Origin of the sequence: Streptococcus sp. C300 (genome assembly GCF_000187645.1) — a bacterium.
Classification (GTDB): domain Bacteria; phylum Bacillota; class Bacilli; order Lactobacillales; family Streptococcaceae; genus Streptococcus; species Streptococcus oralis_CQ.
This window is the reverse complement of sequence record NZ_GL732468.1, coordinates 197,323-223,447: the sequence shown is the minus strand read 5'-3', so window position 1 is coordinate 223,447 and position 26,125 is coordinate 197,323. Positions and strand designations below refer to the sequence as shown.

At 42.4% G+C, this 26,125-nt stretch carries 32 protein-coding genes and 1 tRNA gene; 20 read left to right on the top strand and 13 right to left on the bottom strand.

Features of this window, described 5'->3' with window-relative positions:
* Positions 1 to 126: 126 nt before the first annotated feature.
* A tRNA-Lys gene (locus HMPREF0849_RS07370) sits at positions 127 to 199 on the bottom strand.
* 263 nt (positions 200 to 462) lie between these two features.
* Positions 463 to 1,734, bottom strand: coding sequence for a replication-associated recombination protein A (locus HMPREF0849_RS07365; protein ID WP_001113191.1), 1,272 nt, complete (start codon positions 1,732 to 1,734; stop codon positions 463 to 465).
* A 115-nt stretch (positions 1,735 to 1,849) separates the two neighbouring features.
* On the opposite strand from HMPREF0849_RS07365, the gene HMPREF0849_RS07360 reads away from it, so the two are divergent.
* The 9 genes from HMPREF0849_RS07360 to HMPREF0849_RS07320 all read left to right on the top strand — a co-directional run bounded on the left by HMPREF0849_RS07360 (position 1,850) and on the right by HMPREF0849_RS07320 (position 9,588).
* Positions 1,850 to 2,320 carry a DUF3013 family protein gene (locus HMPREF0849_RS07360; protein ID WP_000257123.1) on the top strand — a complete coding sequence of 157 codons (471 nt, stop codon included), beginning with the start codon at positions 1,850 to 1,852 and terminating at the stop codon, positions 2,318 to 2,320.
* 18 nt (positions 2,321 to 2,338) lie between these two features.
* The gene (locus tag HMPREF0849_RS07355; protein WP_000719486.1) at positions 2,339 to 3,406 is read left to right on the top strand and encodes a M50 family metallopeptidase; all 1,068 of its coding nucleotides are present in this window, start codon (positions 2,339 to 2,341) and stop codon (positions 3,404 to 3,406) included.
* Between the two features lies 1 nt (position 3,407).
* Positions 3,408 to 3,839 (top strand): NUDIX hydrolase, encoded by a 432-nt coding sequence (locus HMPREF0849_RS07350; protein WP_000401981.1) that lies wholly within the window; start codon positions 3,408 to 3,410, stop codon positions 3,837 to 3,839.
* A complete protein-coding gene (locus tag HMPREF0849_RS07345; protein ID WP_000594172.1) occupies positions 3,832 to 4,305 on the top strand; it encodes a GNAT family N-acetyltransferase in 474 nt (157 codons plus the stop codon). Before HMPREF0849_RS07350 ends, HMPREF0849_RS07345 begins: the two co-directional genes overlap by 8 nt.
* Before the next feature lie 137 nt (positions 4,306 to 4,442).
* Positions 4,443 to 5,393: a 50S ribosomal protein L11 methyltransferase gene (gene prmA, locus HMPREF0849_RS07340; RefSeq protein WP_009013695.1), complete on the top strand. Its 951-nt coding sequence runs from the start codon at positions 4,443 to 4,445 to the stop codon at positions 5,391 to 5,393.
* A 1-nt stretch (position 5,394) separates the two neighbouring features.
* Positions 5,395 to 6,138: a 16S rRNA (uracil(1498)-N(3))-methyltransferase gene (locus HMPREF0849_RS07335; protein ID WP_001188185.1), complete on the top strand. Its 744-nt coding sequence runs from the start codon at positions 5,395 to 5,397 to the stop codon at positions 6,136 to 6,138.
* 10 nt (positions 6,139 to 6,148) lie between these two features.
* The gene (gene pepF / locus HMPREF0849_RS07330; protein WP_000435908.1) at positions 6,149 to 7,945 is read left to right on the top strand and encodes an oligoendopeptidase F; all 1,797 of its coding nucleotides are present in this window, start codon (positions 6,149 to 6,151) and stop codon (positions 7,943 to 7,945) included.
* A 73-nt stretch (positions 7,946 to 8,018) separates the two neighbouring features.
* Positions 8,019 to 8,810, top strand: coding sequence for a DUF2785 domain-containing protein (locus HMPREF0849_RS07325; RefSeq protein ID WP_000284155.1), 792 nt, complete (start codon positions 8,019 to 8,021; stop codon positions 8,808 to 8,810).
* A gap of 109 nt (positions 8,811 to 8,919) precedes the next feature.
* Positions 8,920 to 9,588 carry an MIP/aquaporin family protein gene (locus HMPREF0849_RS07320; RefSeq protein WP_000714824.1) on the top strand — a complete coding sequence of 223 codons (669 nt, stop codon included), beginning with the start codon at positions 8,920 to 8,922 and terminating at the stop codon, positions 9,586 to 9,588.
* Between the two features lie 216 nt (positions 9,589 to 9,804).
* Here the strand turns inward: HMPREF0849_RS07320 and queF are convergent, their stop codons facing one another.
* The 7 genes from queF to HMPREF0849_RS07285 form a co-directional block, all read right to left on the bottom strand.
* On the bottom strand, positions 9,805 to 10,296 hold the full coding sequence (gene queF / locus HMPREF0849_RS07315) for a preQ(1) synthase (RefSeq protein ID WP_000082577.1): 492 nt from the start codon (positions 10,294 to 10,296) through the stop codon (positions 9,805 to 9,807).
* Between the two features lie 17 nt (positions 10,297 to 10,313).
* Positions 10,314 to 11,030, bottom strand: coding sequence for a 7-carboxy-7-deazaguanine synthase QueE (gene queE, locus HMPREF0849_RS07310; protein ID WP_000196477.1), 717 nt, complete (start codon positions 11,028 to 11,030; stop codon positions 10,314 to 10,316).
* Positions 11,023 to 11,466 (bottom strand): 6-carboxytetrahydropterin synthase QueD, encoded by a 444-nt coding sequence (gene queD, locus HMPREF0849_RS07305; RefSeq protein ID WP_000464565.1) that lies wholly within the window; start codon positions 11,464 to 11,466, stop codon positions 11,023 to 11,025. Before queD ends, queE begins: the two co-directional genes overlap by 8 nt.
* On the bottom strand, positions 11,466 to 12,119 hold the full coding sequence (gene queC / locus HMPREF0849_RS07300; protein ID WP_000828759.1) for a 7-cyano-7-deazaguanine synthase QueC: 654 nt from the start codon (positions 12,117 to 12,119) through the stop codon (positions 11,466 to 11,468). Before queC ends, queD begins: the two co-directional genes overlap by 1 nt.
* 202 nt (positions 12,120 to 12,321) lie before the next feature.
* Entirely contained in the window at positions 12,322 to 12,636 is a 315-nt protein-coding gene (trxA, locus tag HMPREF0849_RS07295) for a thioredoxin (protein ID WP_001029578.1), read from the bottom strand.
* A 15-nt stretch (positions 12,637 to 12,651) separates the two neighbouring features.
* Positions 12,652 to 12,873, bottom strand: coding sequence for a DUF4649 family protein (locus HMPREF0849_RS07290; RefSeq protein WP_000570263.1), 222 nt, complete (start codon positions 12,871 to 12,873; stop codon positions 12,652 to 12,654).
* A 97-nt stretch (positions 12,874 to 12,970) separates the two neighbouring features.
* A complete protein-coding gene (locus HMPREF0849_RS07285; protein WP_000221649.1) occupies positions 12,971 to 13,351 on the bottom strand; it encodes a MarR family winged helix-turn-helix transcriptional regulator in 381 nt (126 codons plus the stop codon).
* A 196-nt stretch (positions 13,352 to 13,547) separates the two neighbouring features.
* On the opposite strand from HMPREF0849_RS07285, the gene HMPREF0849_RS07280 reads away from it, so the two are divergent.
* Together HMPREF0849_RS07280 and HMPREF0849_RS07275 are read left to right on the top strand one after the other, a co-directional pair.
* Complete coding sequence (locus HMPREF0849_RS07280) at positions 13,548 to 13,922, top strand: CidA/LrgA family protein (protein ID WP_000781325.1); 375 nt, start codon at positions 13,548 to 13,550, stop codon at positions 13,920 to 13,922.
* Positions 13,919 to 14,614 carry an LrgB family protein gene (locus HMPREF0849_RS07275; protein ID WP_001288935.1) on the top strand — a complete coding sequence of 232 codons (696 nt, stop codon included), beginning with the start codon at positions 13,919 to 13,921 and terminating at the stop codon, positions 14,612 to 14,614. The genes HMPREF0849_RS07280 and HMPREF0849_RS07275 overlap by 4 nt, the downstream gene beginning before the upstream one ends.
* Positions 14,615 to 14,666: 52 nt before the next feature.
* Here the strand turns inward: HMPREF0849_RS07275 and gggC are convergent, their stop codons facing one another.
* From gggC to HMPREF0849_RS07255, 4 genes are all read right to left on the bottom strand, one after another.
* A complete protein-coding gene (gene gggC / locus HMPREF0849_RS07270) occupies positions 14,667 to 16,214 on the bottom strand; it encodes a streptosactin export ABC transporter GggC (RefSeq protein ID WP_000946536.1) in 1,548 nt (515 codons plus the stop codon).
* Between the two features lie 127 nt (positions 16,215 to 16,341).
* On the bottom strand, positions 16,342 to 17,070 hold the full coding sequence (locus tag HMPREF0849_RS07265; protein WP_000498773.1) for a hypothetical protein: 729 nt from the start codon (positions 17,068 to 17,070) through the stop codon (positions 16,342 to 16,344).
* A gap of 15 nt (positions 17,071 to 17,085) precedes the next feature.
* Positions 17,086 to 17,781 (bottom strand): ABC transporter ATP-binding protein, encoded by a 696-nt coding sequence (locus tag HMPREF0849_RS07260; RefSeq protein WP_000173182.1) that lies wholly within the window; start codon positions 17,779 to 17,781, stop codon positions 17,086 to 17,088.
* Positions 17,782 to 17,785: 4 nt separating this feature from the next.
* Positions 17,786 to 18,151: a GntR family transcriptional regulator gene (locus HMPREF0849_RS07255; RefSeq protein WP_000119116.1), complete on the bottom strand. Its 366-nt coding sequence runs from the start codon at positions 18,149 to 18,151 to the stop codon at positions 17,786 to 17,788.
* Positions 18,152 to 18,291: 140 nt separating this feature from the next.
* Here HMPREF0849_RS07255 and nrdR point away from each other — a divergent pair, with 140 nt between their 5' ends.
* The 9 genes from nrdR to HMPREF0849_RS07210 all read left to right on the top strand — a co-directional run bounded on the left by nrdR (position 18,292) and on the right by HMPREF0849_RS07210 (position 26,035).
* Positions 18,292 to 18,765, top strand: coding sequence for a transcriptional regulator NrdR (gene nrdR / locus HMPREF0849_RS07250; RefSeq protein ID WP_001203676.1), 474 nt, complete (start codon positions 18,292 to 18,294; stop codon positions 18,763 to 18,765).
* Positions 18,766 to 19,929, top strand: a complete 1,164-nt coding sequence (locus tag HMPREF0849_RS07245; RefSeq protein ID WP_000803924.1) for a DnaD domain protein — start codon at positions 18,766 to 18,768, stop codon at positions 19,927 to 19,929.
* Positions 19,930 to 20,826, top strand: coding sequence for a primosomal protein DnaI (gene dnaI / locus HMPREF0849_RS07240; RefSeq protein ID WP_000446487.1), 897 nt, complete (start codon positions 19,930 to 19,932; stop codon positions 20,824 to 20,826). It begins immediately after the preceding gene.
* Positions 20,823 to 21,536, top strand: coding sequence for an NADPH-dependent oxidoreductase (locus tag HMPREF0849_RS07235; protein ID WP_000140858.1), 714 nt, complete (start codon positions 20,823 to 20,825; stop codon positions 21,534 to 21,536). The genes dnaI and HMPREF0849_RS07235 overlap by 4 nt, the downstream gene beginning before the upstream one ends.
* 13 nt (positions 21,537 to 21,549) lie before the next feature.
* Positions 21,550 to 22,860 (top strand): ribosome biogenesis GTPase Der, encoded by a 1,311-nt coding sequence (gene der / locus HMPREF0849_RS07230; RefSeq protein WP_001207686.1) that lies wholly within the window; start codon positions 21,550 to 21,552, stop codon positions 22,858 to 22,860.
* A gap of 228 nt (positions 22,861 to 23,088) precedes the next feature.
* Positions 23,089 to 23,940: a TPM domain-containing protein gene (locus HMPREF0849_RS07225; RefSeq protein ID WP_000749679.1), complete on the top strand. Its 852-nt coding sequence runs from the start codon at positions 23,089 to 23,091 to the stop codon at positions 23,938 to 23,940.
* 160 nt (positions 23,941 to 24,100) lie between these two features.
* Positions 24,101 to 24,697, top strand: coding sequence for a LemA family protein (locus tag HMPREF0849_RS07220; RefSeq protein ID WP_000812473.1), 597 nt, complete (start codon positions 24,101 to 24,103; stop codon positions 24,695 to 24,697).
* A 132-nt stretch (positions 24,698 to 24,829) separates the two neighbouring features.
* Positions 24,830 to 25,120: a hypothetical protein gene (locus HMPREF0849_RS07215; RefSeq protein WP_000415958.1), complete on the top strand. Its 291-nt coding sequence runs from the start codon at positions 24,830 to 24,832 to the stop codon at positions 25,118 to 25,120.
* 144 nt (positions 25,121 to 25,264) lie between these two features.
* The gene (locus tag HMPREF0849_RS07210) at positions 25,265 to 26,035 is read left to right on the top strand and encodes a DNA alkylation repair protein (protein WP_001085875.1); all 771 of its coding nucleotides are present in this window, start codon (positions 25,265 to 25,267) and stop codon (positions 26,033 to 26,035) included.
* The last annotated feature ends 90 nt before the right edge of the window (positions 26,036 to 26,125 follow it).

The following is a 26,125-nucleotide window of genomic DNA, read 5'->3' as shown; positions in this document are numbered from 1 at the left end:
TTTGTAAAGATGTAATTTGGTTCAAAAAGAAAAGATAGATTTAAAAGTGGGGCAAATGATGAGGCAAATCAGTTATAGATAAGCAAAAAAGCCTTGGTTATCAAGGCTTTTCCTGTTGTATTTAGATGCCCCCTACAGGGATCGAACCTGTGACCCACGGATTAAGAGTCCGCTGCTCTGCCAGCTGAGCTAAGGAGGCAAAGAAAAAGCTGTATTGGTGCCGAAACTTCACGGTTTGTATTGAACCCGCGCAATTAAGCAGGTGGGCAACTCGCTCTAACTGAAGCTGTTTCCGTGTGAGACGGCCTACATGCTGTTAGAAGACTTTTGTTTCCCTAATAATACAAAAAATAGTCGGTCAACACTTAAGTGTGAAGTCGTACACCACAGCGTTTCTATGTTTATATGATACCACTTTTTCAAAAAAAATCAAGAGGAAAATGCAATTATTTGAAAAGGATTTCACAAGTCCCGTAATTTATCAATGGTTTCCTTGCGTTGAGCTAAAGCCCGTTCGTATTTGCCAGTATCTTCCGGAGTGAAGTAGTGCTGATCTTTAATTTTTTCTGGCAGATAGTCCTGCTTGACCCAGTTTCCAGGATAGTTGTGCGGATAGAGATAGTTTTGCGCATTCCCTAGTTCCTTGCTTCCACTGTAGTGGCCATCGCGCAGGTGGCGCGGAATAGGTAAATGACCTGATGTTTTGAGGTCAGCAAGGGCCTTGTCCATAGCGACGTAGGCTGAGTTGGACTTGGGTGACAGGGCCAAGTCAATTACGGCATTGGCAATGAGAATGCGAGCTTCTGGGAAGCCTATCTTTTGAGCAGCATCTAGAGCAGTTACAGTATGGATCTGAGCTTCAGGATTGGCCAAACCGATATCTTCATAAGCGATGACGGTCAAACGACGAGCGAGACTAGGCAAATCTCCAGCCTCAATCAAGCGGGCAGCATAGTGGAGACTGGCATCCACATCCGAACCACGGATGGACTTTTGTAAAGCAGAGAGAACATCATAATGTCCATCCCCATCCTTATCCATGGTAATGTAACTCCGTTGGAGGCTGTTTTCCATGATATCCAGTGTGATATGGCGGATGCCCTTGTCATTCTCGGGAGTAGAGAGAACGGCTAAGTCTAGTGAATTAAAGGCAGAACGCAGGTCTCCATTTGTAGAGGTAGCGATGAAATCCAGTGCATCCTCATCTAGCTCAACTGGGAAATCAAATCCACGTTCAGGGTCAGTTAGAGCGATTCGAATCGCCTCTTTAACATCTTGATTAGACAAGGGTTCTAACTCAAAAATCTGAACACGACTGCGAATGGCTGGAGTGACAGAAAAGAAAGGATTTTCAGTCGTAGCACCAATCATGATGACCAGACCACTTTCCAAGAGGGGAAGTAGAAAGTCTTGCTTGGTTTTATCTAGTCGGTGAATCTCGTCCAGTAGTAGGACCAATCCACCGGAGAATTTAGCTTCTTCGGCGATTTCTTGTAGTCGCTTTTTACTATCAACAGTCGCATTGAAGGTCCGAAAGGCATACTTGGTCGTTCCAGCGATGGCAGAGGCAATACTGGTCTTGCCAATACCTGGAGGTCCGTAGAGAATCATGGAGGACAGACGATTGGCTTCCACCATGCGACGGATAATTTTTCCAGGTCCGACTAGATGCTCCTGACCGATGACCTGGTCAATGGTTTTTGGGCGCATGCGAAGCGCGAGATTGTCTGGCATAGCAGTCCTTTCTAACGTGGATTTTCTGATGTATATGTGGTAAGATGGTAGTATCTATTTTAGCATATTTCCGAGCAATCGGGACGATTTAAGAGTCGCATAGAAAGAGGACAAAATGGCAACATACGGATTTTTAGATGTTTTAGAGGAAGAGTTGGAGAAGAATTTTCCCTTTGACTTTGAGATTAGTTGGGACAAGCGCAACCACGCGGTTGAAGTGAGTTTTCTATTGGAAGCGCAAAATGCTGCAGGTGTGGAGATGGTGGATGAAGATGGAGAGGTTTCGTCAGATGACATTCTCTTTGAAGAAGCAGTGCTTTTTTACAATCCTGCCAAATCAACAGTCAATGAAGAAGACTATTTGACTGTCATCCCTTACTTGCCTAAAAAAGGATTTTCTCGCGAATTTTTAGCTTATTTTGCGCTATTCCTTAAAGATACTGCTGAGGTTGGGCTAGATGCCCTCATGGACTTTTTGGAAGACCCAGAAGCAGAAGAATTTGTCATGGAATGGAACCAAGAAGTCTTTGAAGAAGGAAAAGTTGGATTGGAAGAGGGAGGGTTTTATCCTTATCCGAGATATTAGGAGTTGGTTGGAGATTTTATGAAGAAAATTGGGATTTATTTGGTTTATGTGCTAGCTGTTGTCTTTATTATGCTAGCTTTTGCTTGTGGAACCATCGCATTTGCAGAGTTGGGCTATTCTGCATTATTAGTTTTTAGTTTTGGTTATGCTTTTGCTTTTCTAAGCATGTATGTAATCTTGATTCTTCATGAGCTTGGTCATGCATTTTGTGGTTATCTGACAGGCTATCGTCTGGTGGCTTTTGGATTAGGGAACTTTCTTTTAACCAAAAAGTCAGGAAGGCTTCATCTTAGTCGAACAGCAGTTATAAAAAATGTTGGTGCTCAGTATATTGGATTGAAAGAAGATGAAAGCGATCAAAGAATCATCCTGATGCTTTCAGGAGGCTTGATGGTTCATCTCAGCTTGATATTATTGGCGATAGTGTTTGGATTTTTGACAAGAAGCTGGTATTTTGCAGGGACTTGGATTTTTCTTAATTTGTCTTTCTTCCTAAATAACATTTTGCCAGTCGGCATCACCGATGGAGCGAAAATTTGGGAATTGCTACAACAACCTGAAAATACCAAATACGCCTACCTAATGTTGAGGCATTCTGCCCAGACCTTGCTAGCTCCTCAAGAATATGATTTAAAAGACTTTATCATGTCTGTTGATGAGGATGTGAGAGGAAGTTTTGCAGAAAGTGTTCGGACTCTTCAGGGATTGGTATTCATATTGGATGATAATATAGAGCTTGCAAAGCAACAGTTTCAGTCTGTGTTAGAGAAAACAGATAATCCAATGTCTAAAACTAGTTCTCAATTATACCTTCTTCAAGTTGCTCTGATGGAAGGAGATAATAAGAATGCGGAAGAATATGCAAGTATTCGAGGGGTCAAATCCTTTTTATCTATAAAAACAGCAGATATGCAGGTCATTCAAGCTTGGTATCAATTTAAAGTAAAGAAAGATGTAGTTCAAACTCACAAGGCTATGAAGATTGCTAGACAGAAAATGGCTAGTAGTAGAATGTTACGAAACGAGAAACAATACTATGAAAACTGGTTAGCAGAGTTGGAGAAAGAATTATCCGAAGGAGTCTGATATGGAAATAGAAATTTCTGATTTTACAGGTTGCAAAATTGCCCTCTTTTGTGAGGATAGGATTTTAACTATCTTGCGTGATGATAAGGCAAGCATTCCTTGGCCCAATATGTGGGAATTGCCAGGTGGCGGACGAGAGGGTGATGAAAGTCCTTTTGAGTGCGCGGCGCGTGAAGTTTATGAAGAACTGGGAATTAAGCTGACTGAGGATTGTCTGCTTTGGAGCAAGGTGTACCCAAGTATGCTTTTTGAGGGGAAGAAATCCGTTTTTCTAGTGGGAAAGTTGACTAAGGAACAGTTTGACAAGATTGTCTTTGGTGATGAAGGGCAGGGATATAGACTGATGAGCGTTGAGGAGTTTCTTGGCTCAGATAAGGTTGTACCCCAGTTGCAGGATAGGGTGAGGGATTATTTGGAGAGAGACTATGATTAAACTTGTCCGAGCAGGAGCAGAAGATTTAGAAACCGTAATTGCAATTCAAAGGGCTAGCTTTAAGGCTGTCTATGAGAAATATCAAGATGAGTATGATCCCTATCTAGAGGATCGTGAACGAATCAAGTGGAAATTGGTTGAGCGTCCTAATAGCTATTACTACTTTGTGAAAGAAAAGGACGAAAATATCGGATTTTTACGAGTTCAGACCAATGAGGAATTGACGGAGGCTTGGTTGGGAACGGCAGCGATTTTGCCCCAGTATCAAGGAAAAGGTTATGGTTCTGAGGGATTGAGATTACTGGAAAAGGAATTTCCAACGATTAAACAGTGGGATTTGTGTACGGTATTACAGGATGCGGGCATGGTCGCCTTTTATGAGAAAAATGGCTACCGTCAAACCCATATCGAGCCTGAAAAAGAAGGTATGGATATGGTTTACATGAATAAAATGATTGATAAATAGAAAGGATGGTTCGGTTACATTTCTAAACTGAACCCGCCCTAAACACTGTGCCAAAAAGATAAACGTCTCATAGACACAAGCGTCTTCAGAGACTTTCCTATTTTGGCTTTGTGTTTTACGGGCTTGGTATCTTAATGATGGAAACATGGCAAGAGTTAAAAGTAACAGTTAAGCGTGAGGGAGAGGAATTGGTTTCCAATCTCTTAATTGAGTTAGGTGCCCAAGGTGTTGCGATTGAAGACAGCATGGACTATGTGGGGAATGTCGACCGTTTTGGTGAGATTTTCCCAGAGGTCGAGCAACATGAAGAAATCGTAGTGACCGCCTACTATCCTGATACGGTTGATGTAGCAGTGGTTGAGGCAGATTTGCAGGCTCGCCTGGCAGAATTAACTGATTTTATGGATCTAGGAGAGGTCAAGATGGGCACGACTGCCTTGGCTGAGGAAGACTGGGCAGACAACTGGAAGAAATACTATGAGCCAGCTCGCATCACTCACGACTTGACCATTGTGCCGTCCTGGACGGACTACGAGGCGGCTGCTGGAGAAAAGATTATCAAGCTGGATCCAGGCATGGCTTTTGGGACTGGAACGCATCCAACGACCAAGATGAGCCTTTTCGCCTTGGAGCAGGTTCTTCGTGGCGGCGAAACGGTGCTTGATGTAGGAACTGGTTCAGGTGTTCTTTCTATTGCCAGCTCGCTTCTGGGTGCCAAGGAAATCTTCGCCTATGACCTGGATGATGTGGCGGTTCGTGTCGCTCAGGAAAATATCGAGCTCAACCCTGGCATGGAAAACATCCATGTTGCTACTGGAGATTTGCTCAAGGGTGTGGAGATTGAAGCAGATGTCATTGTGGCCAATATCTTGGCGGATATTCTCATTCATCTGACAGATGATGCTTATCGTTTGGTCAAGAACGAAGGCTACCTGATCATGAGTGGGATTATCAAGGACAAGTGGGACATGGTGCGCGAGTCAGCTGAGTCAGCTGGATTTTTCCTTGAAACCCACATGATTCAAGGGGAATGGAATGCCTGTGTCTTTAAGAAGACCAAGGATATTTCTGGTGTGATTGGAGGCTAGCATGCAGCAGTATTTTGTCAAAGGCAGTGCAATCTCTCCTGTAACTATCGAGGACAAGGAAACCATCAAGCATATGTTTCAGGTCATGCGGCTGAAAGAAGAGGATGAGGTGACCTTAGTCTTTGATGATGGCATCAAGCGCTTGGCGCGCGTGCTGGATGTGGAAGCATGTCAGTTTGAATTGGTCCAAGAATTAGCGGACAATGTGGAACTGCCCGTTCAAGTCACCATCGCATCTGGATTTCCCAAGGGAGACAAGCTGGAGTTTATTACTCAGAAAGTAACAGAACTAGGCGCTAGCCAAATCTGGGCCTTTCCTGCCGATTGGTCAGTTGCCAAATGGGACGGCAAGAAACTAGGCAAGAAAGTCGAAAAACTAGAAAAAATCGCTCTTGGAGCAGCCGAACAAAGCAAACGTAATATCGTTCCAAGTGTCAAACTTTTTGAGAAAAAAGCAGACTTTCTAGCGCAACTGGATCAGTTCGACTCTATCGTAGTGGCTTACGAAGAATCAGCAAAAGAAAGAGAAGCCGCTGCGCTCCTGCAAGCAGTCACAGGTCTTGAAAAAGGAGCCAAATTGCTCTTTATCTTTGGTCCAGAAGGCGGTCTCTCACCTACAGAAATCGAGAGTTTTGAAGCTAAAGGAGCCGTTTTGGCGGGACTTGGTCCTCGCATCTTGCGAGCTGAAACAGCGCCACTTTACGCCTTATCAGCCCTTAGTGTTTTAGTAGAATTAGAGAAATAAGAGGAAGAAAATGGAACAAAAAAACCGTTCAGAATTTCCAGAAAAGGAACTTTGGGACTTAACAGCCCTATACCAAGACCGTGAGGATTTCTTGCGTGCAATCGAGAAAACGCGCGAAGACATCAACCAATTTAGCCGTGATTACAAGAGTAATCTTCACACTTTTGAGGATTTTGAGAAGGCCTTTGAGGAATTGGAACAAATCTATATCCAGATGAGTCATATTGGCAATTATGCCTTTATGCCTCAGACGACAGACTATAGCAATGAAGAGTTCGCCAATATCGCCCAAGCTGGGATGGAATTTGAGACAGATGCCAGTGTAGCCTTGACCTTCTTTGACGATGCCTTGGTGGCAGCAGACGAGGAAGTCTTGGACCGTTTGGGTGAGCTGCCACACTTAACGGCAGCCATTCGTCAGGCCAAAATCAAAAAAGCCCACTACCTAGGTGCGGATGTGGAAAAGGCTTTGACAAATCTGGGTGAAGTCTTCTACAGTCCACAGGATATTTACACCAAGATGCGAGCTGGGGACTTTGAGATGGCTGACTTTGAAGCCCATGGCAAAACCTACAAAAACAGCTTTGTGACCTATGAAAATTTCTACCAAAACCACGAGGACGCTGATGTTCGTGAGAAATCTTTCTGTTCCTTCTCAGAGGGACTTCGTAAGCACCAAAATACGGCTGCGGCAACCTACTTAGCTCAGGTCAAGTCTGAAAAACTGTTGGCAGATATGAAGGGCTACGACTCGGTTTTTGATTATCTTCTAGCTGAGCAAGAAGTGGACCGTGCCATGTTTGACCGTCAGATTGACCTCATCATGAAGGACTTTGCACCAGTTGCTCAGAGATACCTCAAGCATGTTGCCAAGGTCAATGGTCTTGAAAAGATGACCTTTGCAGACTGGAAATTGGACTTGGACAGCGCCCTTAATCCTGAAGTGACTATTGATGACGCCTATGATTTGGTCATGAAGTCAGTAGAACCTTTGGGACAAGAATATTGTCAGGAAGTTGCGCGCTATCAAGAAGAACGCTGGGTGGACTTTGCTGCTAATAGTGGCAAGGATTCTGGTGGTTATGCGGCGGATCCGTATCGCGTGCACCCTTATGTCCTCATGAGCTGGACTGGTCGTTTGAGTGATGTCTATACCTTGATTCATGAAATCGGACATTCTGGTCAATTTATCTTTTCTGACAATCACCAAAGTTACTTCAATGCCCATATGTCGACCTACTACGTCGAAGCGCCATCAACCTTCAATGAATTGCTTTTAAGTGATTACTTGGAACACCAATCTGACGACCCACGTCAAAAACGCTTCGCTCTTGCTCACCGCTTGACAGATACCTACTTCCATAATTTCATCACCCACCTCTTGGAAGCAGCCTTTCAGCGTAAGGTTTATACATTGATTGAAGAAGGGGAAACCTTTGGAGCAAGCAAGCTCAACAGCATTATGAAGGAAGTCTTGACAGATTTCTGGGGAGATGCCATTGAAATTGACGACGATGCGGCACTCACTTGGATGCGCCAAGCTCACTACTATATGGGCTTGTATAGCTACACCTACTCGGCAGGGCTAGTCATCTCGACTGCAGGTTACCTTCATCTGAAACATTCAGCAACTGGAGCTGAAGACTGGCTCAATCTCCTCAAATCAGGTGGAAGCAAGACACCGCTTGAGTCAGCCCTGATTATCGGAGCGGATATCTCAACAGACAAACCACTCCGTGATACGATTCAGTTTCTGTCTGAAACAGTTGACCAGATTATCGCCTACAGTGCTGAGTTGGGGGAGTAAAGAGGATTTAGGATAAGGATATGAACAGAGAATGGCTTTTTGATAAGTTACTAGAAATGTAGAGGTATTGACCATGTATCAAGAGTTACTTAGAAAAATAGCAGAAGAAAAACCGAGCTATCGTCAAGAAGAACTCCAGTGGTTACTTGATCACATAGGGGATCCCAATCCAGAGATTCGTGATGAATTGGTTTTTACGAGTTTGGCTAGAGGGATTCAAGAAGAGTTGTTTTCCCTTGAGCAATTTCAGTTTATTTCAGAAGAGGTCTCCTCTGATGAAGGTCTATACAAAGAGATTGATAGTAGAGGAGTTTCGGCCCTTAAACGTTCTTTTAGGGCGCTTATTTATGCCAATCTTTTGTCTGCAGATGGTAACGAGCACTCTCTTTTCTATAAAGGATTAAAAGCTGATATAAGAAATGCTATGCTATCTCAAGGTTTGTATTACTTAAAAAAAGAAAAGGATACGACAGGTTTTTCAAGTCAGTATGGTTGGGTTCACGCTTTTGCGCATGGAGCGGATCTCTTGACGGAAGTCGTTTGTCATCCAGATTTTCCTAGTAACAGAGTTTCTGAAGTATTTGATGTACTGGGTCAACTATTTAAAAGAATTACCATTCGTTTTACAAATGATGAGGATTGGCGCTTAGCGAGAGTACTTTATGAACCCATTTTGCAAGGGAAATTAGAGCAGGAACAAGTAGCTTCTTGGGTAAAAACTATTGACTTTCCGATAGAAGAGAGGGAAGATTTTTATAAATTTTCCAACTTCAGATCCTGTCTGTTGGAAGTCTATATCCAACTTGACCAGAGAAATAGTTTGCAAAATGACTTGAAAGAAGCCATTCAATCCTTTCAGTACTAAGGATAAGCGAGTCGTTTCATAATTTTCAAATAACTTTCCAGTCAATTTTCTTGAAACCCTTTCCTTCTTTTGATAGACTAATACATAGTTTGAAAAAAGGAGACTTATCATGAAAAAATTTGTTGCTGAATTAATCGGTACATTTATGCTTGTGTTCATCGGAACAGGAGCCGTTGTTTTTGGAAATGGTCTTAATGGTCTTGGACACCTTGGAATTGCTTTTGCCTTTGGTTTAGCAATTGTGGTTGCAGCTTTCTCAATCGGAACTGTTTCAGGTGCTCACTTGAACCCAGCCGTTTCGATCGCTATGTTTGTAAACAAACGCTTGTCATCTTCAGAACTTGTAAACTACATCCTTGGACAAGTAGTTGGAGCTTTCCTTGCGTCAGCTGCAGTATTCTTCCTCTTGTCTAACTCAGGCATGTCAACTGCTAGCCTTGGTGAAAATGCCTTGGCAAACGGTGTCACTGTCTTTGGTGGATTCTTGTTTGAAGTCATCGCAACTTTCTTGTTTGTCCTAGTTATCATGACTGTCACTTCAGCAAGCAAGGGCAATGGCGCAATCGCTGGTTTGGTAATCGGTTTGTCCTTGATGGCGATGATCCTTGTTGGATTGAACATTACTGGCCTTTCAGTAAACCCAGCTCGTAGCTTGGCACCTGCTGTCTTTGTAGGTGGCGCAGCTCTTCAACAAGTTTGGATTTTCATCCTTGCCCCAATCGTTGGTGGCGTTCTTGCAGCACTTGTTGCGAAAAATTTCCTTGGAACAGAAGAATAAGAAACGAAAAAAGAGTCCTGTTCTCAGTTTGAGGAACAGGGCTTTTTCGTATTATACTCTTTGAAAATCTCTTTAAACCACGTCAGCTTCCATCTGCAACCTCAAAACACTGTTTTGAGCTGACTTCTTCAGTCTTATCTATAACCTCAAAGCAGTGCTTTGAGCAACCTGCGGCTAGCTTCCTAGTTTGCTCTTTGATTTTCATTGAGTATGAGTTTAACGGTTGTCAATTTTCTCTGGGTAGAGGTCGTGTTGGAAGAGACGCTGTTCTGCCAAGCCTTCATACTTAGTTCCAGGTCTACCGTAGTTGTAGTAAGGGTCGATTGAGATACCACCACGCGGAGTGAATTTTCCCCATACCTCTAAATAGCGAGGGTCTAGCAAGTTGACCAAATCTTTCCCGATAGTGTTGATACAGTTTTCATGAAAATCTCCATGATTTCGATAGCTAAAGAGGTAGAGTTTGAGGGATTTTGATTCGATGCAGAGCTTGTCAGGAATGTAGGAAATATAAATGGTCGCAAAGTCTGGCTGAGCGGTGATTGGGCAAAGCGAGGTAAATTCAGGACAGTTGAATTTGATGAAATAGTCATTTTCAACATGACGATTGTCAAAAGATTCAAGGACTTCTGGTTGATAGTCAAAAATGTAGTTGGTTTCTTTGTTGCCCAGTAGGCTTAGGTTTTTCATTTCTTCTTGTTGTGACATGATTTTTTCTTTCTAATCTAAACACCACGTTGGTTGTCGTAGAGGAGGGTATGGAGTTGAGGAAGGACGCGGACATTGCCCCAGCTATCGTCAGCAGCGACGCGTTCCCAGAGTTCTTTGAGACGGTCTAGTTGGTCTTGAACAATATTACCTGTAGCCTTGGGCTCAGGATTTCCAGCCGATAAGAAGAGGACATCTGGTTGGTAACGTTCTTGAATCCCTTTAGCAAAGGCCAAATCGGCATCATCAAAGACAGGGATTTTAAAGGTGACCTTGTCTGGATCCAATTGGGAAACGATAAAGTCTAAAGTCTCGAAGTTGACTTCCATCTTGGATGAGGGAGGTTTGGGGCTCAGAGTGACTTGGTCAATATCTTTTAACCAATTTTGCCAGCGAGAACCTTGGGTCTCAACAGCAAGGGTGACCCCACGTTCTTTGAGCTTGGTGACGAGTTCGGCCATATTGGCTGCTAGGATAGCGGGATTTCCCCCAGACAGGGTGACGTAGTCGTAGCTTCCTAGCTTATCTAAGGCAGCAATGACTTCATCAGCGGTCATGCGAGTTGGCTTTTCAGAACCATCCCAAGTAAAGGCAGAGTCGCACCAGTCGCAATGGTAGTCGCAACCAGTAGTACGGACAAACATGGTTTTCTGCCCGATAGCACGACCTTCACCTTGAAAGGTAGGGCCAAAAATTTCCAGAACTGGTAGTTTGAGGACACGTTCCCTAGTCATCTAACCACTCCCGTCTAAACTCTGCAAAGGCAGTCGGAGTTTCATAGAGGCGAACGTATTCCAAACGGAGACCGCGCTCGTCGGGCAACTCTTGACTCATGGTTTGGAAAATCCAGTAAACCATATTTTCAGCAGTCGTGTTCATATAAGGCAGGGTTTCATTGAGATAGCGATGATCCAAGTGGGGCTCTAAGTAGTTCTTGTAGATCGCTTTGATATCTCCAAAATCGTAGGTCATGCCACGTTCATCTAAAAATCCACTGACAGCAATCTGTAGATGATAGGTGTGGCCGTGCAGGGATTTGCATTTCCCTTCATAGTGAAAGAGATGGTGGGCAGCATCGAAGGTAAATTCTTTTGATACCAAGGTTCTGTGAGGGTTGTAGATCAGAGACTCCCCGGTTTCCTGTTTGATTTCTTTAGGTGCGAAAAACACTAATTTGCTCCTTTCTGGGAAAGATAGAGGTCTAAGCCATGCTGACGTAGGTGGCAGGCTGGACAATCTCCACAGCCACTTCCGATAATCCCATTGTAGCAGGTCAAGGTCTTTTCACGAACATAGTCAAAGGAACCGAGTTGGTCGGCTAATTCCCAAGTTTCAGCCTTGTCTAGCCACATGAGAGGTGTTTGGATAACGAAGTCGTAATCCATGGCAAGGTTGAGGGTGACATTAAGAGATTTGACAAAGACATCACGGCAGTCAGGGTAGCCTGAGAAATCTGTCTCGCAAACACCTGTCACGATGTCTTTAATACCAAGTTGTTTGGCAAGAACTGCCGCAAAGGACAGAAAGAGGTGGTTGCGACCGTCAACGAAAGTATTGGGAACCTCTCCCTCTTTTTGCTCGATTTCCATATCAGAGGTCAAGGCATTTTCAGTGATTTGTCCCAGAAGAGACATATCTAAGATGTGATGACGAATACCTTGTTCCTTAGCGATTTCTTCAGCAACTTGAATTTCGAGATGATGGCGTTGGCCGTAGGCAAAGGTGACGGCTTCGACTGTTTCATAGTGTTCTTTAGCCCAAAAGAGGCAGGTTGTGGAATCTTGACCGCCACTAAAGACGACCAAGGCTGATTGACGTTTCATAGTACTCCTTCCAAAATGGGAAATGTTCAGAGCACGCAAAAAGCTCCCTTGAGGGGAGCTAAAAAATACCAAGTAGAGGTTTTTTTTAGCGATGGCTTGTCCCAAACATCGTAATATTCTACCTACAGTCTAGCATATTTTTTGAAAAATGGCAAAGGGCAAGAAAAAAGAGACCAAATGAAGCACTTGGTCTCTCGTGTGATTAGCTCAATTCAGCAACGATGGCCTTGATTTGTTCTGCAGTGTGTACTCCAGCAACTTGTTTCACCACTTGGCCGTCTTTTTTGAAGAGAAGGGTTGGGATAGACATGATTCCAAAGGCACGAGCTGTATTTGGATTTTCATCAACGTCTATTTTAACGATTTTCAAGACATCTTCTGAAAGTTCTTCAGACAATTTATCCAAGATTGGACCTTGCATACGACATGGACCACACCAAGTTGCCCAGAAGTCTACCAAGACCAAACCGTCTTTTGTTTCTTGTTCAAATGTTGCATCTGTAATTGCTTTTGCCATTGTATTTCTCCTTTTTTAGTTATATTGGCTTAAATCTTGTTTCATGAGATAGAAGAAAACATCTCCATAAGTCCCATGGTAGTCCAAATCATGACCATTGTAGGTTAATTTTTGGACAGTATAGTAATCAGCAACGCCGATGAGGCAGGCGTGTTGAGAACGTTCAAAGTCTTGGTAAGACTCGAAAGTCATGGTTCTCTCTTGCTTACTGGCGTCTAGATAAGTAATTTCGATCATATAAAACTCCTTTGTTCGATCTTGACTTTATTTTACTCCTTGAAAAGAGTAATGTCAAGAAAAATGATTGCGCACGCAACTTTTTTAGAAAATATGATTATGAAATGAAATCAAGACTCGTCTCCAGTCTTTCTTCGACAGCCTTTTGCAGGTAAGCTAGAGTTGTCTGTCCTTCGTCAGTCAGGCAGATAAAACTAGCCCGTCTATCCTGATCGCAACACCGGCGACTAAGCAAGCCACAGTTTTTCTCTTCCAGGCGAGCCACCATTCGAGAAACAGCGCTGGGACTGAGATGAAGCTTATCAGGTAAATCAATCTGTCGTAAGGATTTTTCATCAGCTAGATCCAGATAGTAGAGCAGGTAAAACTCTTTTAAGGTCAACCTTTGTTCAGTCTGCTGGGCGATGGTTTCTTCTAACATGGCTTCCATTTCCTTTTGACGGCGGTTGTAGTCAAACCACTTTTCCAAATAGGTCATTGCATTCTCCTTTCTTTTCAAAGTAAAAATCACAAAGTCATTACTGATTATCTTTGTAACACAAGATGATTGCGCATGCAATGATTATACTACTTTTAACTAATCCTTGCAAGAAAGAAGAATTTCGATATTTCCTTGAAATTTTCTGAAAAAAGAGTAAACTGGTATGCAAGAAGTCTATTTTGTGGAGTTTAGGATGAAATTATATGTTCAATTAATGATTCTCTTTGTGATTTCTCTTATCGGAGAGGGAATTTCTAGTTTCTTTCATCTGCCCATCCCAGGCAGTATTATCGGTTTGATTATTCTCTTTCTAGCCTTACAGTTCAAGTGGCTAAGGACCAGACATGTCAACATGGTCGGGAATTTCTTGTTGGCCAATATGACCATTCTCTTTTTGCCGCCAGCAGTGGGTATCATGGAAAAGTTTGATGTGATTGCCCCTTATCTCTTGCCCATTGTTTTGATTGTCTTTTTTGCGGCTGTCATCAACATTATCCTCATCGCCCTAGTGGTCCAGTTTATCAAGAGACGATTTGAGGGAGATTATGAGAAAGGAGATGCCAAATGAGCGAATTTGTATCCAATCCTCTGTTTGGGATTGCATTATCTATCCTAGCTTATCTAGTGGGGATGTTGATTTACAGACGTTTTCCCCATCCATTGACAACACCCTTGCTGTTGTCGGCTATTTTTATCATTATTTTCCTTAAGGCGACGGGTATTTCTTATCAAGATTATTACCAAGGTGGGGTTTATCTGAACAACTTGATAGTCCCATCGACCGTGGCTCTAGGGATTCCGCTTTATAAGAGTTTTCACTTGATGAAGCATCATGCTCGGAGTATTCTATTTGGTAGTCTGTTAGCAGTAGTTGTCAATACTAGCTTCACTGCCATAGTAGCGAAAATATTTGGCATGGACTTTTTCCTAGCCATTTCTCTCTTTCCCAAGTCAGTGACAACCGCCATGGCAGTGGGAATCACAGAAAAATTGCAAGGTTTGACGACTGTGACTTTGGTCGTCGTAGTGGCAACTGGGATTTTGACTAGTGTAATCGGACCAACCCTTTTGAAATGGTTGAAGATCGATGACCCAGTGGCTGTGGGACTTTCTCTTGGAGGAACTGGTCATGCTGTCGGAACGGGTACGGCCTTTCGATACGGCTCTGTAGCAGGAGCCATGGGTGGCTTGGCTATCGGTGTCACCGGTATTCTCTATGTATTTGTAAGTCCCATCGTAGCCAGTTTGATATTGAGTTAAAAAGCAAGGAATTTAAGTTCCTTGCTTTTTTCCAATTTTATTTTGTAAGGATTTACTTTTCTTTGCTTAAATGAATGACTTGGTCGTAGCGTTTTAAGTCCTCGTCTGTATAATGGTGAATGACTTCAATGACTGTCTGAGGTAGCGAGAAGAGGAGGTCGCTAATCTTTTTGCTATTCTCTAAGTCAAGATTGGCCTTAATCTCATCAGCTAAGATGAGTTGGCTGTCGTGATAGAGCGCGCGAGCGATTTCGAGTCGTTGTTTCTCGCCACCAGACAGGCTATCGTTGCTAAGAGTTCGATTTTTCAAATGTTCTAAACCAGTTGTCTTGAGGATATGATTCAACCTTTCTTGCTTTTTAGTCATTCCTAGAAGGATATTGTCTTCCAGAGACAGCGTGTCAAAGTAATGGCTATCTTGGAGGATATAGGAGCTAACGCTCGTGATTTCTTGGCGTGATAGGCTTTGGCCAGCAAATGCAATCCGTCCACTGGTCGCAGCCAACTCTCCATGAATGATATTGAGTAAAGTCGTTTTTCCAGAGCCACTTTCACCGATAATGGCAATCTTTTCTCCTTTCTTGATGTGCATGGAAAGAGGGGATAAAAGGACCTGTCCCTCTTTTTCTAGAGAGATATTCTCTAGTTGGACGGGATAAATGTTTTGGAAGGTGCTAGTAGAAATAGGACTAGAATTTGTGAAAAGTACTTGGTACTTTTCACAGAGGTATTGAGTTGCTTTTCGGGTGTTAGTAAAGTAGGCTAATTCTTGGAATTGATAGCCAATATTATGAGAAACGAGATAAATGGCTACAAAACTAGCTGCGTTTAAATAACCATAATAGGTCATAAAACCGCCAATGACAATAGGGGCAACGGAGCAAAAGGCATCGATGCTATTGATAAAGAGACTGTTTAGGGTACGTTGTTTCTCATATCGTATTTCCGCATCCAAACTAGTCTGTAACTGATTTTGATAGCGAGCAAAAAAGAAGTCCTGTCCCTGATAATGACGAATCTGTTGGCTACCGCCAATAAAATTTGTCAAGCTTGATAAGTAGCTCTGGTTAATAGTGGACCGCTTTTCAGAAAGTGAATCTAAACGCTTAGATCCGATGGCACTACAGAGGACAGGGACGGAGTAGAAGAGAATAAAAATCAAGCCTAGGTAAAAATTAGTCCACAGGGCATATAGAATGGAGACGGTTGTGAAACCAAGAGAAGAAATAATGATAACGGTTGGCTCAATATAGCTCTTTTCTAACTGGTTGACGTCGTTTTCTAAATCAGACAAAATATCCTTTTCATCAATATCATAACCGCTGAGGAATCGCTTGAAAATAGCGCTTTTAATTCCATATCTGAAATCAGTAATCAAACGAGCGTAGTAATAGCGTTTTCCAGCTAGCCCCAGTAAGAGGATGAGGTTTCCAAGGATTCCCAGAATCAACACTTTCCAAAGAAGTTCCAGTTCTTGATTGGTAAAACTAGCAACGATACTCTGAATGAGCGCTGGCGTAATAATCGCTTCCAGCCATGTGATTGCAATCGAAAAGAAGTAAAGTGTTAAGTGTTTCTTTGCAACAAACGTTCTAAGCATAAAGAGCTCCCTCCTTATCAATATACAGTAATCACTTTTAAAATTATTATACTCCTTTTTATCCACATTTTCATACAATATATCTAAAAGAAAAGATCTAGCGATACAGAGTCGCTAGACCTTTAACTTATTGCAAGTTAACCTTGTTTTTCAAGATATAGTAGGTACCGAGATAGTAGATAGCTGATAAAAAGAGATCGCGCAGAATTTCTGTACCAATCATCATGTTAAAGTCATTTTCAATTCGGAAAAAGAGAGAAACATAACCAATGACGATGGCAATGACGATATAGGCTAGAATCCCCATAGCTGTTCGATACTCATTAAAGAGTTGTCCGATAGAGATGGAGAGGTAGATGGATAAAATCCATGCGATCGAACCTACAAACAGTGATAGCGCATACAGCCAGCCGTAGCTGAGGTAAGGGGAAATGAAGTTATAGAGGGCAGTGAAGTCTTTTTCTATTGGTGTTAAGAAGAAGATAATCAATATACTCAAGATAAAGACGATATAGCTTAAGATGGACCAGACAAGACCACCTAAAAGTTTTGCGATGATGATTTGGTGCTCAGAGACAGGCAAGGTCAGGGTCAAGTACCCTTGGCGGTCATAAACACTGCCCTTGAATCTTCGGATGATTAAAAAGATTGTTGCAATCCAAAGAGTGACGCTGAGTCCTCCAAAGACTAGTACTAAAAAGAAGATGAAATAAGCAGCATTGTTAGGATTGTAACTCTGGCTAAGGCTGCTAATAAAAGCTCCAATCAAAACTGAAATTGCAAGCACAGCACCGTAGAGTGCCAGATACCATTTATTGACATTTTTAAATTCATAACGAACTAGATTCCAAAACATAATAATCTCCTTTGCTTAGGCTTTAAATTCCTGGCGGAAGAGCTGGTCAATTGATTCACCTGACTCGTAACGAATATCATCAACATTTCCTTGGCGGACGACTTTTCCGTCTTTGAGGAAGATAATCTCATCCAAGATTGGCTCAATATCTGAAATCAAGTGGGTTGAAATTAGCACCGTAGAAGTTGGGGAATAGTTGTTGATGATGGTATTGAGGATATAATCACGGGCAGCTGGATCCACTCCACCGATCGGTTCATCGAGGACATAAAGACGAGCTTCGCGACTCATAACCAGGATGAGTTGAACTTTTTCCTTGTTCCCTTTTGATAGTTTCTTGAGGCGGTTGTTCTCATCAATGCCGAGATCAGCTAACAAGTGTTGGGCTCTTTCGAGATTAAAATCCTGATAGAAGGTTTTAAAATAGGTTAGAGCATCTTTGACCTTCATCTCTTCATTGAGATAAGTTGTGTCAGGAAGATAGGAGACAATCGCCTTTGTAGCAGGACTTGGATCCTGTCCGTTAATGAGGACACGTCCTTTATCTGGCTGAAGAAGACCATTGATCAGTTTGATCAAGGTTGTTTTCCCAGAACCGTTTGGTCCAAGGAGACCAACAATTTTGCCAGCCGAAATCTCAAGTGAGATATTGTCAAGTGCCGCAGTTGCTCCATATGATTTTGATACATTTTCAAGTGCTAGTAGTGTCATAGTCTTAAACTCCTTTAATATAGTCGCTTAATACATTTGGCAGTTCTTCTTTTTGGTAGCCAAATTGGAGCATGCAAGAGACGAAGTGTTGCAGCTGCTCCTCGGAAAGTTGTTTGCGGGACTGAAGGATGAGGTCCAAATCCTCAGTGACAAAACGACCAGTTGTCCGCTTGCTGTATACAAATCCTTCACGTTCGAGGTCAGACAAGGCGCGCTGAATGGTATTAGGATTGACCCCAGCCTCGCTCGCCAAATCTCTCACGGTAGGGAGCTGTTGATTGGGTTCCAGTTCATGGGAAACAATCTGTAGTTTGATTTTTTCCATAATCTGTAAATAAATCGGTTTTGTATTATCAAATGACCAGGACATCATAGTCTCCTTTCTTTGTCTTTGTTGTTCTAATTAAATAATACAATAAAACAAAAAACTTGTCAAGTAAAAATAAGAATTGTTTTGGGAATTGCTCAAAAAATGGTATAATGAAAAGAAAACGACAAGGAGGGAAATGCATGCGTTGTCCAAAATGTGGGGCTACCAAGTCTAGTGTTGTTGATAGTCGACAAGCCGAAGAAGGAAATACCATCCGCCGAAGACGTGAGTGCGATGAGTGTCAGCATCGTTTTACAACCTATGAACGAGTAGAAGAGAGAACACTGGTTGTCGTCAAAAAAGACGGTACACGTGAGCAGTTTTCGAGAGATAAAATCTTTAATGGGATTATCCGCTCAGCCCAGAAGCGTCCTGTGTCAAGTGATGAAATTGGCATGGTGGTCAATCGCATCGAGCAAAAACTCCGTAGTCGCAGTGAGAATGAGATCCAAAGTGAATACATTGGTTCTTTAGTCATGGAAGAATTGGCGGAACTTGATGAGATTACCTATGTTCGTTTTGCCAGTGTTTACCGTAGCTTTAAGGATGTGAGTGAGTTGGAGAGCCTTCTCCAGCAGATCACCCAGTCCTCTAAGAAGAAAAAGGAAAAATAAATGAAGCCAAATGACCGTTTTTCTTTTCTAAAGAATAATCGGGTGTCGCAAGATACCTCTTCTCTGGTGCAGTGCTACCTCCCGATTATCGGTCAGGAGGCACTGAGCCTCTATCTATATGCCATTACCTTTTGGGATGGTGGGCAAAAGGAGCACCTCCTTTCCCATATTCTCAACCACTTAAACTTTGGCATGCCGACCTTGCTCCAATCCCTCAAAGTCTTATCTGCCTTGGATTTGTTGACCCTTTATCAGAAGGAGGATGTCTATGAATTACAGCTTCATTCTCCCCTTTCCAGTCAGGATTTTCTAAGTCATTCTGTCTATAGCAGACTATTGGAGAGGAAGATTGGGGATACTGCGCTTGCTTCTATGAAGCAGGCTCCAAGTGAAGGAGAAGCACTTTCTGTTTCTTTGAGTCAAGTCTTTCCAAACCTGACCGAAGAAATGACTCCAAGCGAGTCTAAAAGCAAGTTAAAAAATGATTTTGACTTGGAACATTTCCGGCGGCTGATGGCCCGAGATGGCTTGCGTTTTGAAAACGAGAAGGCGGATGTTTTGGAGTTGTTTGCCATCGCAGACGAAAAAAAATGGACCTGGTTTGAAACCTATCAATTAGCTAAGGCGACAGCGGTGGCTCAGGTTATTTCAGTCAAACGCATGCGTGAAAAGATAGCACAAAAACCAGCATCTTCTGACTTTAGTCCCAAAGAAATGACCATTATCAGGGAAGCCAAGAATAAAACTCCCCTACAATTTTTAGCGGAAATCAAGCAAACGCGTAAGGGGAACATCACCCAGAGTGAGCGAGAACTCCTTCACCAGATGGCGTCTTTAGGTTTGTTGGATGAAGTCATTAATATCGTCTTACTTTTAACCTTTAACAAGGTTGATTCGGCAAATGTCAATGAGAAATATGCCATGAAGGTTGCCAATGACTATGCTTATCAAAAAATTCGAACAGCAGAAGAGGCTGTGCTTCGGATTCGAGAGCACCAGCAAAAAGGGCAGGAAGACAAAAAATCAAAAACTAGCTCGACTAAGACAAATGTTCCCAAGTGGAGCAATCCAGAATATAAAAATCAAACCAGCGAGGAAACTCGTCTGGAACTAGAACGCAAAAAACAAGAAATGTTAGCCCGATTAGAAGAAGGAGGAGACTAGATGGAAAGTGTTGGTGATGTAATCAAACGTCAGACAAGTCGTTTTCAGTATCAGGACTTGGTCCAGCAGATCATGAAGGACCCCGATGTAGCGGCTTTTATCCAGAAAGAATCCCTCAGCCCAGAGGAGTTGAATCGTAGCATCTCCAAGTTCAACCAATATATCACAGAACGGGATAAGTTTCTTCGTGGGGATGCTGACTATATAGCGCGTGGCTACAAGCCTATCTTGGTCATGAATCACGGTTATGCGGATGTGTCTTATGAAGAAACACCCGAACTAATCGCGGCTGAAAAAGAGGCGGCAATCAAGAATCGTCTCAAGTTGATCAATCTACCAGCAAGTCTCAAGAAAGCGAAGTTGGCTCAGATTGACCTGGATGATCTAGGACGCTTGCCAATTTTTGAGAGACTCTATTCCTTTGTTGACCTTTACCCAAGCATCCGAAAGGGCCTCTATCTTTACGGAGATTTTGGTGTCGGTAAGAGTTTCATGATGGCGGCCCTAGCTCACGACCTATCTGAAAAACGTGGTGCTTCAACAACCATTCTCCACTATCCAAGTTTTGTCATTGATGTGAAAAATGCCATCGGTGAAGGATCTGTGAAGACCTTGGTGGATGACATCAAGTTAGCAGAAGTCTTGGTATTGGATGATATTGGTGCAGAACAGTCTACCCCTTGGGTACGTGATGAGATTCTCCAAGTCATTCTCCAGTACCGCATGCAAGAAGATTTGCCGACCTTCTTTACTTCCAACTTTAATTTCCAAGATTTGGAAAAACATTTTGCCAAAGGAAAGAATGGGAATGATGAGACTTGGGAAGCTAGACGGGTCATGGAACGGATTCGTTATTTGGCAGAGGAGACAAGACTAGAAGGAGAGAATCGCAGATGACAGAAACCATTAAACTGATGAAAGCTCATACTTCAGTTCGTCGTTTTAAGGAGCAAGAGATTTCTCAAGCACACTTAAATGAAATCTTGACAGCTGCTCAAATGGCGTCATCTTGGAAAAATTTCCAATCCTACTCTGTGATTCTTGTGCGCAGTCAGGAGAAGAAAGATGCTCTTTATGAATTGGTTCCGCAGGAAGCCATTCGCCAGTCAGCTGCCTTTTTGCTCTTTGTTGGTGACTTGAACCGAGCTGAAAAGGGAGCAAGCCTTCATACGGACACTTTCCAACCCCAAGGAGTGGAAGGTCTCCTCATCACGTCTGTGGATGCTGCGCTTGCGGGGCAAAACACCTTGCTTGCGGCTGAGAGTCTGGGATATGGTGGTGTGATTATCGGTTTGGTCCGTTATAAGTCAGAAGAAGTGGCAGAGCTTTTTAACCTGCCTGACTACACCTATCCTGTTTTTGGGATTGCCCTTGGCGTGCCAGATCAACAACATGACGTCAAACCAAGACTGCCTTTGAGCCAAGTGGTATTTGAAGAAGAATACCAAGAACAGCCAGTTGAAGCGATTTTGGACTATGACCAAGTACAGGCAGACTATGCTGGTGCGCGTGCGACGACCTCTTGGAGTCAACGTTTGGCAGAGCAGTTTGGTCAAGCCGAACCTCGTTCAACTCGGAAGAATCTAGAACAGAAAAAGTTATTGTAGAAAGTGAGAAAACATGGCCTTACCAACTATTGCCATTGTGGGACGTCCCAATGTTGGGAAATCAACCCTATTTAATCGGATCGCTGGTGAGCGGATCTCCATCGTAGAAGATGTCGAGGGTGTGACACGTGACCGTATCTATGCAACGGGTGAGTGGCTCAATCGTTCCTTTAGTATGATTGATACGGGAGGGATTGACGATGTCGATGCTCCCTTTATGGAACAAATCAAGCACCAGGCAGAAATCGCTATGGAAGAAGCGGATGTCATCGTCTTTGTAGTTTCTGGGAAAGAAGGGATTACAGATGCGGATGAATACGTAGCCCGCAAACTCTATAAAACCCATAAACCTGTTATCCTAGCGGTTAACAAGGTTGACAACCCTGAGATGCGAAATGATATCTTTGATTTCTATGCGCTAGGATTGGGCGAACCGCTGCCAATTTCGTCTGTCCACGGTATCGGTACGGGTGATGTGCTGGATGCCATTGTGGAAAATCTACCACACGAAGTTGAAGAAGAAAATCCAGACGTGATTAAATTTAGCTTGATTGGCCGTCCCAACGTTGGAAAATCAAGTTTGATTAACGCTATTTTGGGAGAAGACCGCGTGATTGCTAGTCCAGTAGCTGGAACAACGCGTGATGCCATTGATACCCATTTTACAGATACGGATGGACAAGAGTTTACCATGATTGATACGGCGGGTATGCGTAAATCAGGTAAAGTCTACGAAAATACAGAAAAATACTCTGTCATGCGTGCCATGCGTGCCATTGACCGTTCGGACGTAGTCTTGATGGTTCTCAATGCCGAAGAAGGTATTCGTGAGTACGACAAGCGTATCGCAGGTTTTGCCCACGAAGCGGGTAAAGGAATGATCATCGTGGTCAACAAATGGGATACTCTTGACAAAGACAACCACACCATGAAGAACTGGGAAGAAGATATCCGTGAGCAGTTCCAATATCTGCCTTATGCGCCGATTGTCTTTGTTTCAGCTTTGACCAAGCAACGTCTCCATAAACTGCCTGAGATGATCAAGCAAATTAGCGAGAGTCAAAACACCCGTATCCCATCGGCAGTCTTGAACGATGTGATTATGGATGCCATTGCTATCAATCCAACACCGACAGACAAAGGAAAACGCCTCAAGATTTTCTACGCAACCCAAGTGGCAACCAAGCCACCAACCTTTGTCATCTTTGTCAATGAAGAAGAACTCATGCACTTCTCTTACTTGCGTTTCTTGGAAAATCAAATCCGCAAGGCCTTTGTCTTTGAGGGAACACCGATTCACTTGATTGCGAGAAAACGCAAGTAAACCTTGCTTGTTTTTCTACAAAAATAAATTAAAAGAAGACTTCATAGTCTTCTTTTTTCTATACTAAAAGGGGAGAAAAGAACCTACCAAATTGGGGGAGAATCTGTCATCAAATTTCAATCATTTTCCTAGATTTTGTAATCTATTTGTAATGAAAATGCACTTTCTTTGTAAAAATCAAAATGCTATAATTCCTTAAATCAATTTTCCTTTATCAGGGAGGTTATTATGAAAAAAAGCAGATTATTTAAACATAGTTTGTTGGTTCGCTTGCTTGGGTTGCTGATGGTCTTTCTATTCTTGTCAGCATTCACAGCACCTGAAAAACCTGAGTACGGGATCTATGACCCGGATCACTATCTAACGGATGATACTATTCGTCTGATTCGGGGATTGAACAATGTCAATAGTAAAAAATCAGAAAAATTCCAGATGGGTGTTTACGTTGTGAAAAGCCTAGATGGAGAAACAATTGAAACTGTAGCTAACGAAACAGCTAGAGCTTGGAAGATTGGTTACTCGGGAGACAACAACGGCGCCTTGATTGTGGTCGCTGTTGAGGATAGAAAATCACGGATTGAAACCAGTAATAATGTGGCCAGTAAAATCACAGACTATCAGACTCACAGGTTCTTGACAACGGCACGCCCTTACTTTAAAAATGGTGACTATAACAAGGGTGTTCTCTCAATAGTCAATAATCTCAACTACATGTTCTATAGTGGATCGAGTACAAGTGCTTCAAGTTCTAAAAGTAGCTACGGCTATACTACCAACTCTAGTCGCTTAAGGGAACTTGAAAGGTATGCTGGTGAGAGCAGTTCTTCGAGACGGCATCGAAAAAGCAGTTCGAGTGACGGAGTTATCGGATTTGGAATTCTCATTTACTTCATCGTGATGATTATCGGATTTATATCTGGAGGTCGTGGTAGCGGTTCACATGGTGATGATTCTGGCAGTGGCTGGTGGGGCGGTGACTCATCAGACTCAGGTTCCTCTTGGTCTGATTCGGGCTCCGACTCATCTGGAGGCTGGGACGGCGGTGGCTTTGATGGCGGTGGTTCTTCTGATGACTGGTGAGTGATCATATATTGCACAAACCGATTTCTCCATACAGTAAGGTGACTCCTTTGCAAGAGTTCACTCCTTAATTAAAAATAAAAACAAAGTTTGGGAAATTGATTTAAAATCTGAGTATTTTCTCAGAAAAGTTGATAAAAGAAAGTGTTAAGGTTTTGATATGAAACAAAATAAAGTAATTCTCTCAATAGTGGCGATTTTCTTTGGACTACTAGTTCTGGGAAGTTGTTCCGCAGTGACGACCTATAATGGTTTGGTTGGTGAACAGACTAAAGTGGAACAGGCTCAGGCCGATGTCTCTACAGCCCTCCAACGTCGTTCAGACTTGATTGGTAACTTGGTGGAGTCCGTTAAAGGACAAATGAATCATGAAACCGAAGTCTTTACCAAGATTGCTGATGCTAGAGCTAAAATCGGTAGTAGCTCAGTAACTTCGGAAGAAAACCAAAAGGCTCAGGGAGAATTGAGCTCTGCTCTTTCCCGCTTGATTTCCTTGACGGAAAATTATCCAGAACTCAAGAGCAATCAAAATGTTGAGCAACTAATGGTCGAACTTTCAGGAAGTGAAAATCGTATCTTTGTAGCACGCAAGGACTATAATAAGGTTGCAGCTGAGTACAATCAAAAGTTGAGAAGTTTTCCAACCGTGCTTTTTGCGAATATGATGAACTTTAAAGAAGCTGAAACCTTTAAAGAAACAGAAGAAGCCAAGACAGTTCCTAAGGTCGATTTTGGAACATCTTCATCAAGTCAATAAAGTGAATCAGCCTATGAATAAAGGAATTTCTCTAGCATGACTAGTGATTTTAAACTCAAACCTGGAAAGCTTTTTCCAGGTTTTTTTGGTATAATAAAAGGGAAGAGACAGTGACTGAAATGGAGGTTTGCTATGGAGAAAACAAAAGCCTTTCTTGAAGCGCACTACAAGAGATATATTCTTACGATTTGCCTTCTCTGGTTCCTCATGTTTTTCCTTCCTTGGGATTGGCAAATAGGAGGAGTTTCAGTATATTATTTCGTTATGAAAAAACTCTTTGTGGTTTTTGGAGTTTTATCCATCCTATACTCTGTGCTGATTAAAAAAATCAGTCTTCTCATCTTTGGCATCATCTTTTGCTTGGCCTTCTGGATCAATCTCTTTTGGTATTTTGGGATATTGCCTGTATTCTTGGGAAATTAAACATTAAGAAATGAAGGACTAGACTAGCTTCTAGTCCTTTTTTCTTCCTTGTTAAAATAGTTGGAGATATGAAAATAATTTTGTTGACGGGCTGTCTGTATGATATAATAAGTCCCGTAAAATGAAGATTAAGGGATTTGAAAAATGGCTAAAAAAGTAAAAGATTATTATGACTTGGCTTATGCTATGGATTTGAGTCGACGGTTGAAAGAAGCGTCCCCTGCATTTGATGAGCGAAAGTTTAGGTTGTTGGTAGAAAAAGACTTGGAAGAGTTGGAGTTTAGCCAGCGTCAAGAACTCTTGGCTAAAAGTATCAAAGATTGCCTTCCCCTATCTTATGAGGACTCTCTCAAGGTTTTTGAGAAAATTTTGGGTCCTGAGTTAGAGGGTGGTTTAGGTATGTTCTCAGAAGGATATTGGCTTTGGCCAATCGGAAAATATGTAGAGCTATATGGGGACAAGGAATTTGAATTGAGCGCGGCCTTTAGTAAGGAACTAACCAAGCGATTTACTGGAGAATTTTCTATGAGACCTTTGCTGGCTCGCTATCCTAAGGCTACAATGGCTTTGCTGTTAGAATGGAGTCGGGATGAAAATTTGCGCGTTCGCAGACTTGCCAGCGAATGTATGCGTATCCGTCTGCCTTGGGCTAAGAGACAAACCGTGGTATTGGATTATTTTGAGGATTTCACCACTATTTTGGCCAATCTAAAAGATGATAGAGATAAGTCTATTCAAAAAAGTGTAGCCAATAATCTAAATGATTTGTACAAGGAAGACCCTGATAAGTTTGAAAGGATTCTTCAAACTTGGCAAAAGGAGGAGCTAAGTCCAAGTTGTGCTTGGATCATCAAGCATGCATCTCGAACAAAAAACAAAAAGGTAGCCGCAGAAGATTTATGCAAAAAAAGCTGAATTTTAACTGGCCTTTTCCGTTGTAAATTAAGGATTCTTTCTTGAAAAATAATGGTAAATATGCTAAAATTAAAAGAACATTCTAAAATA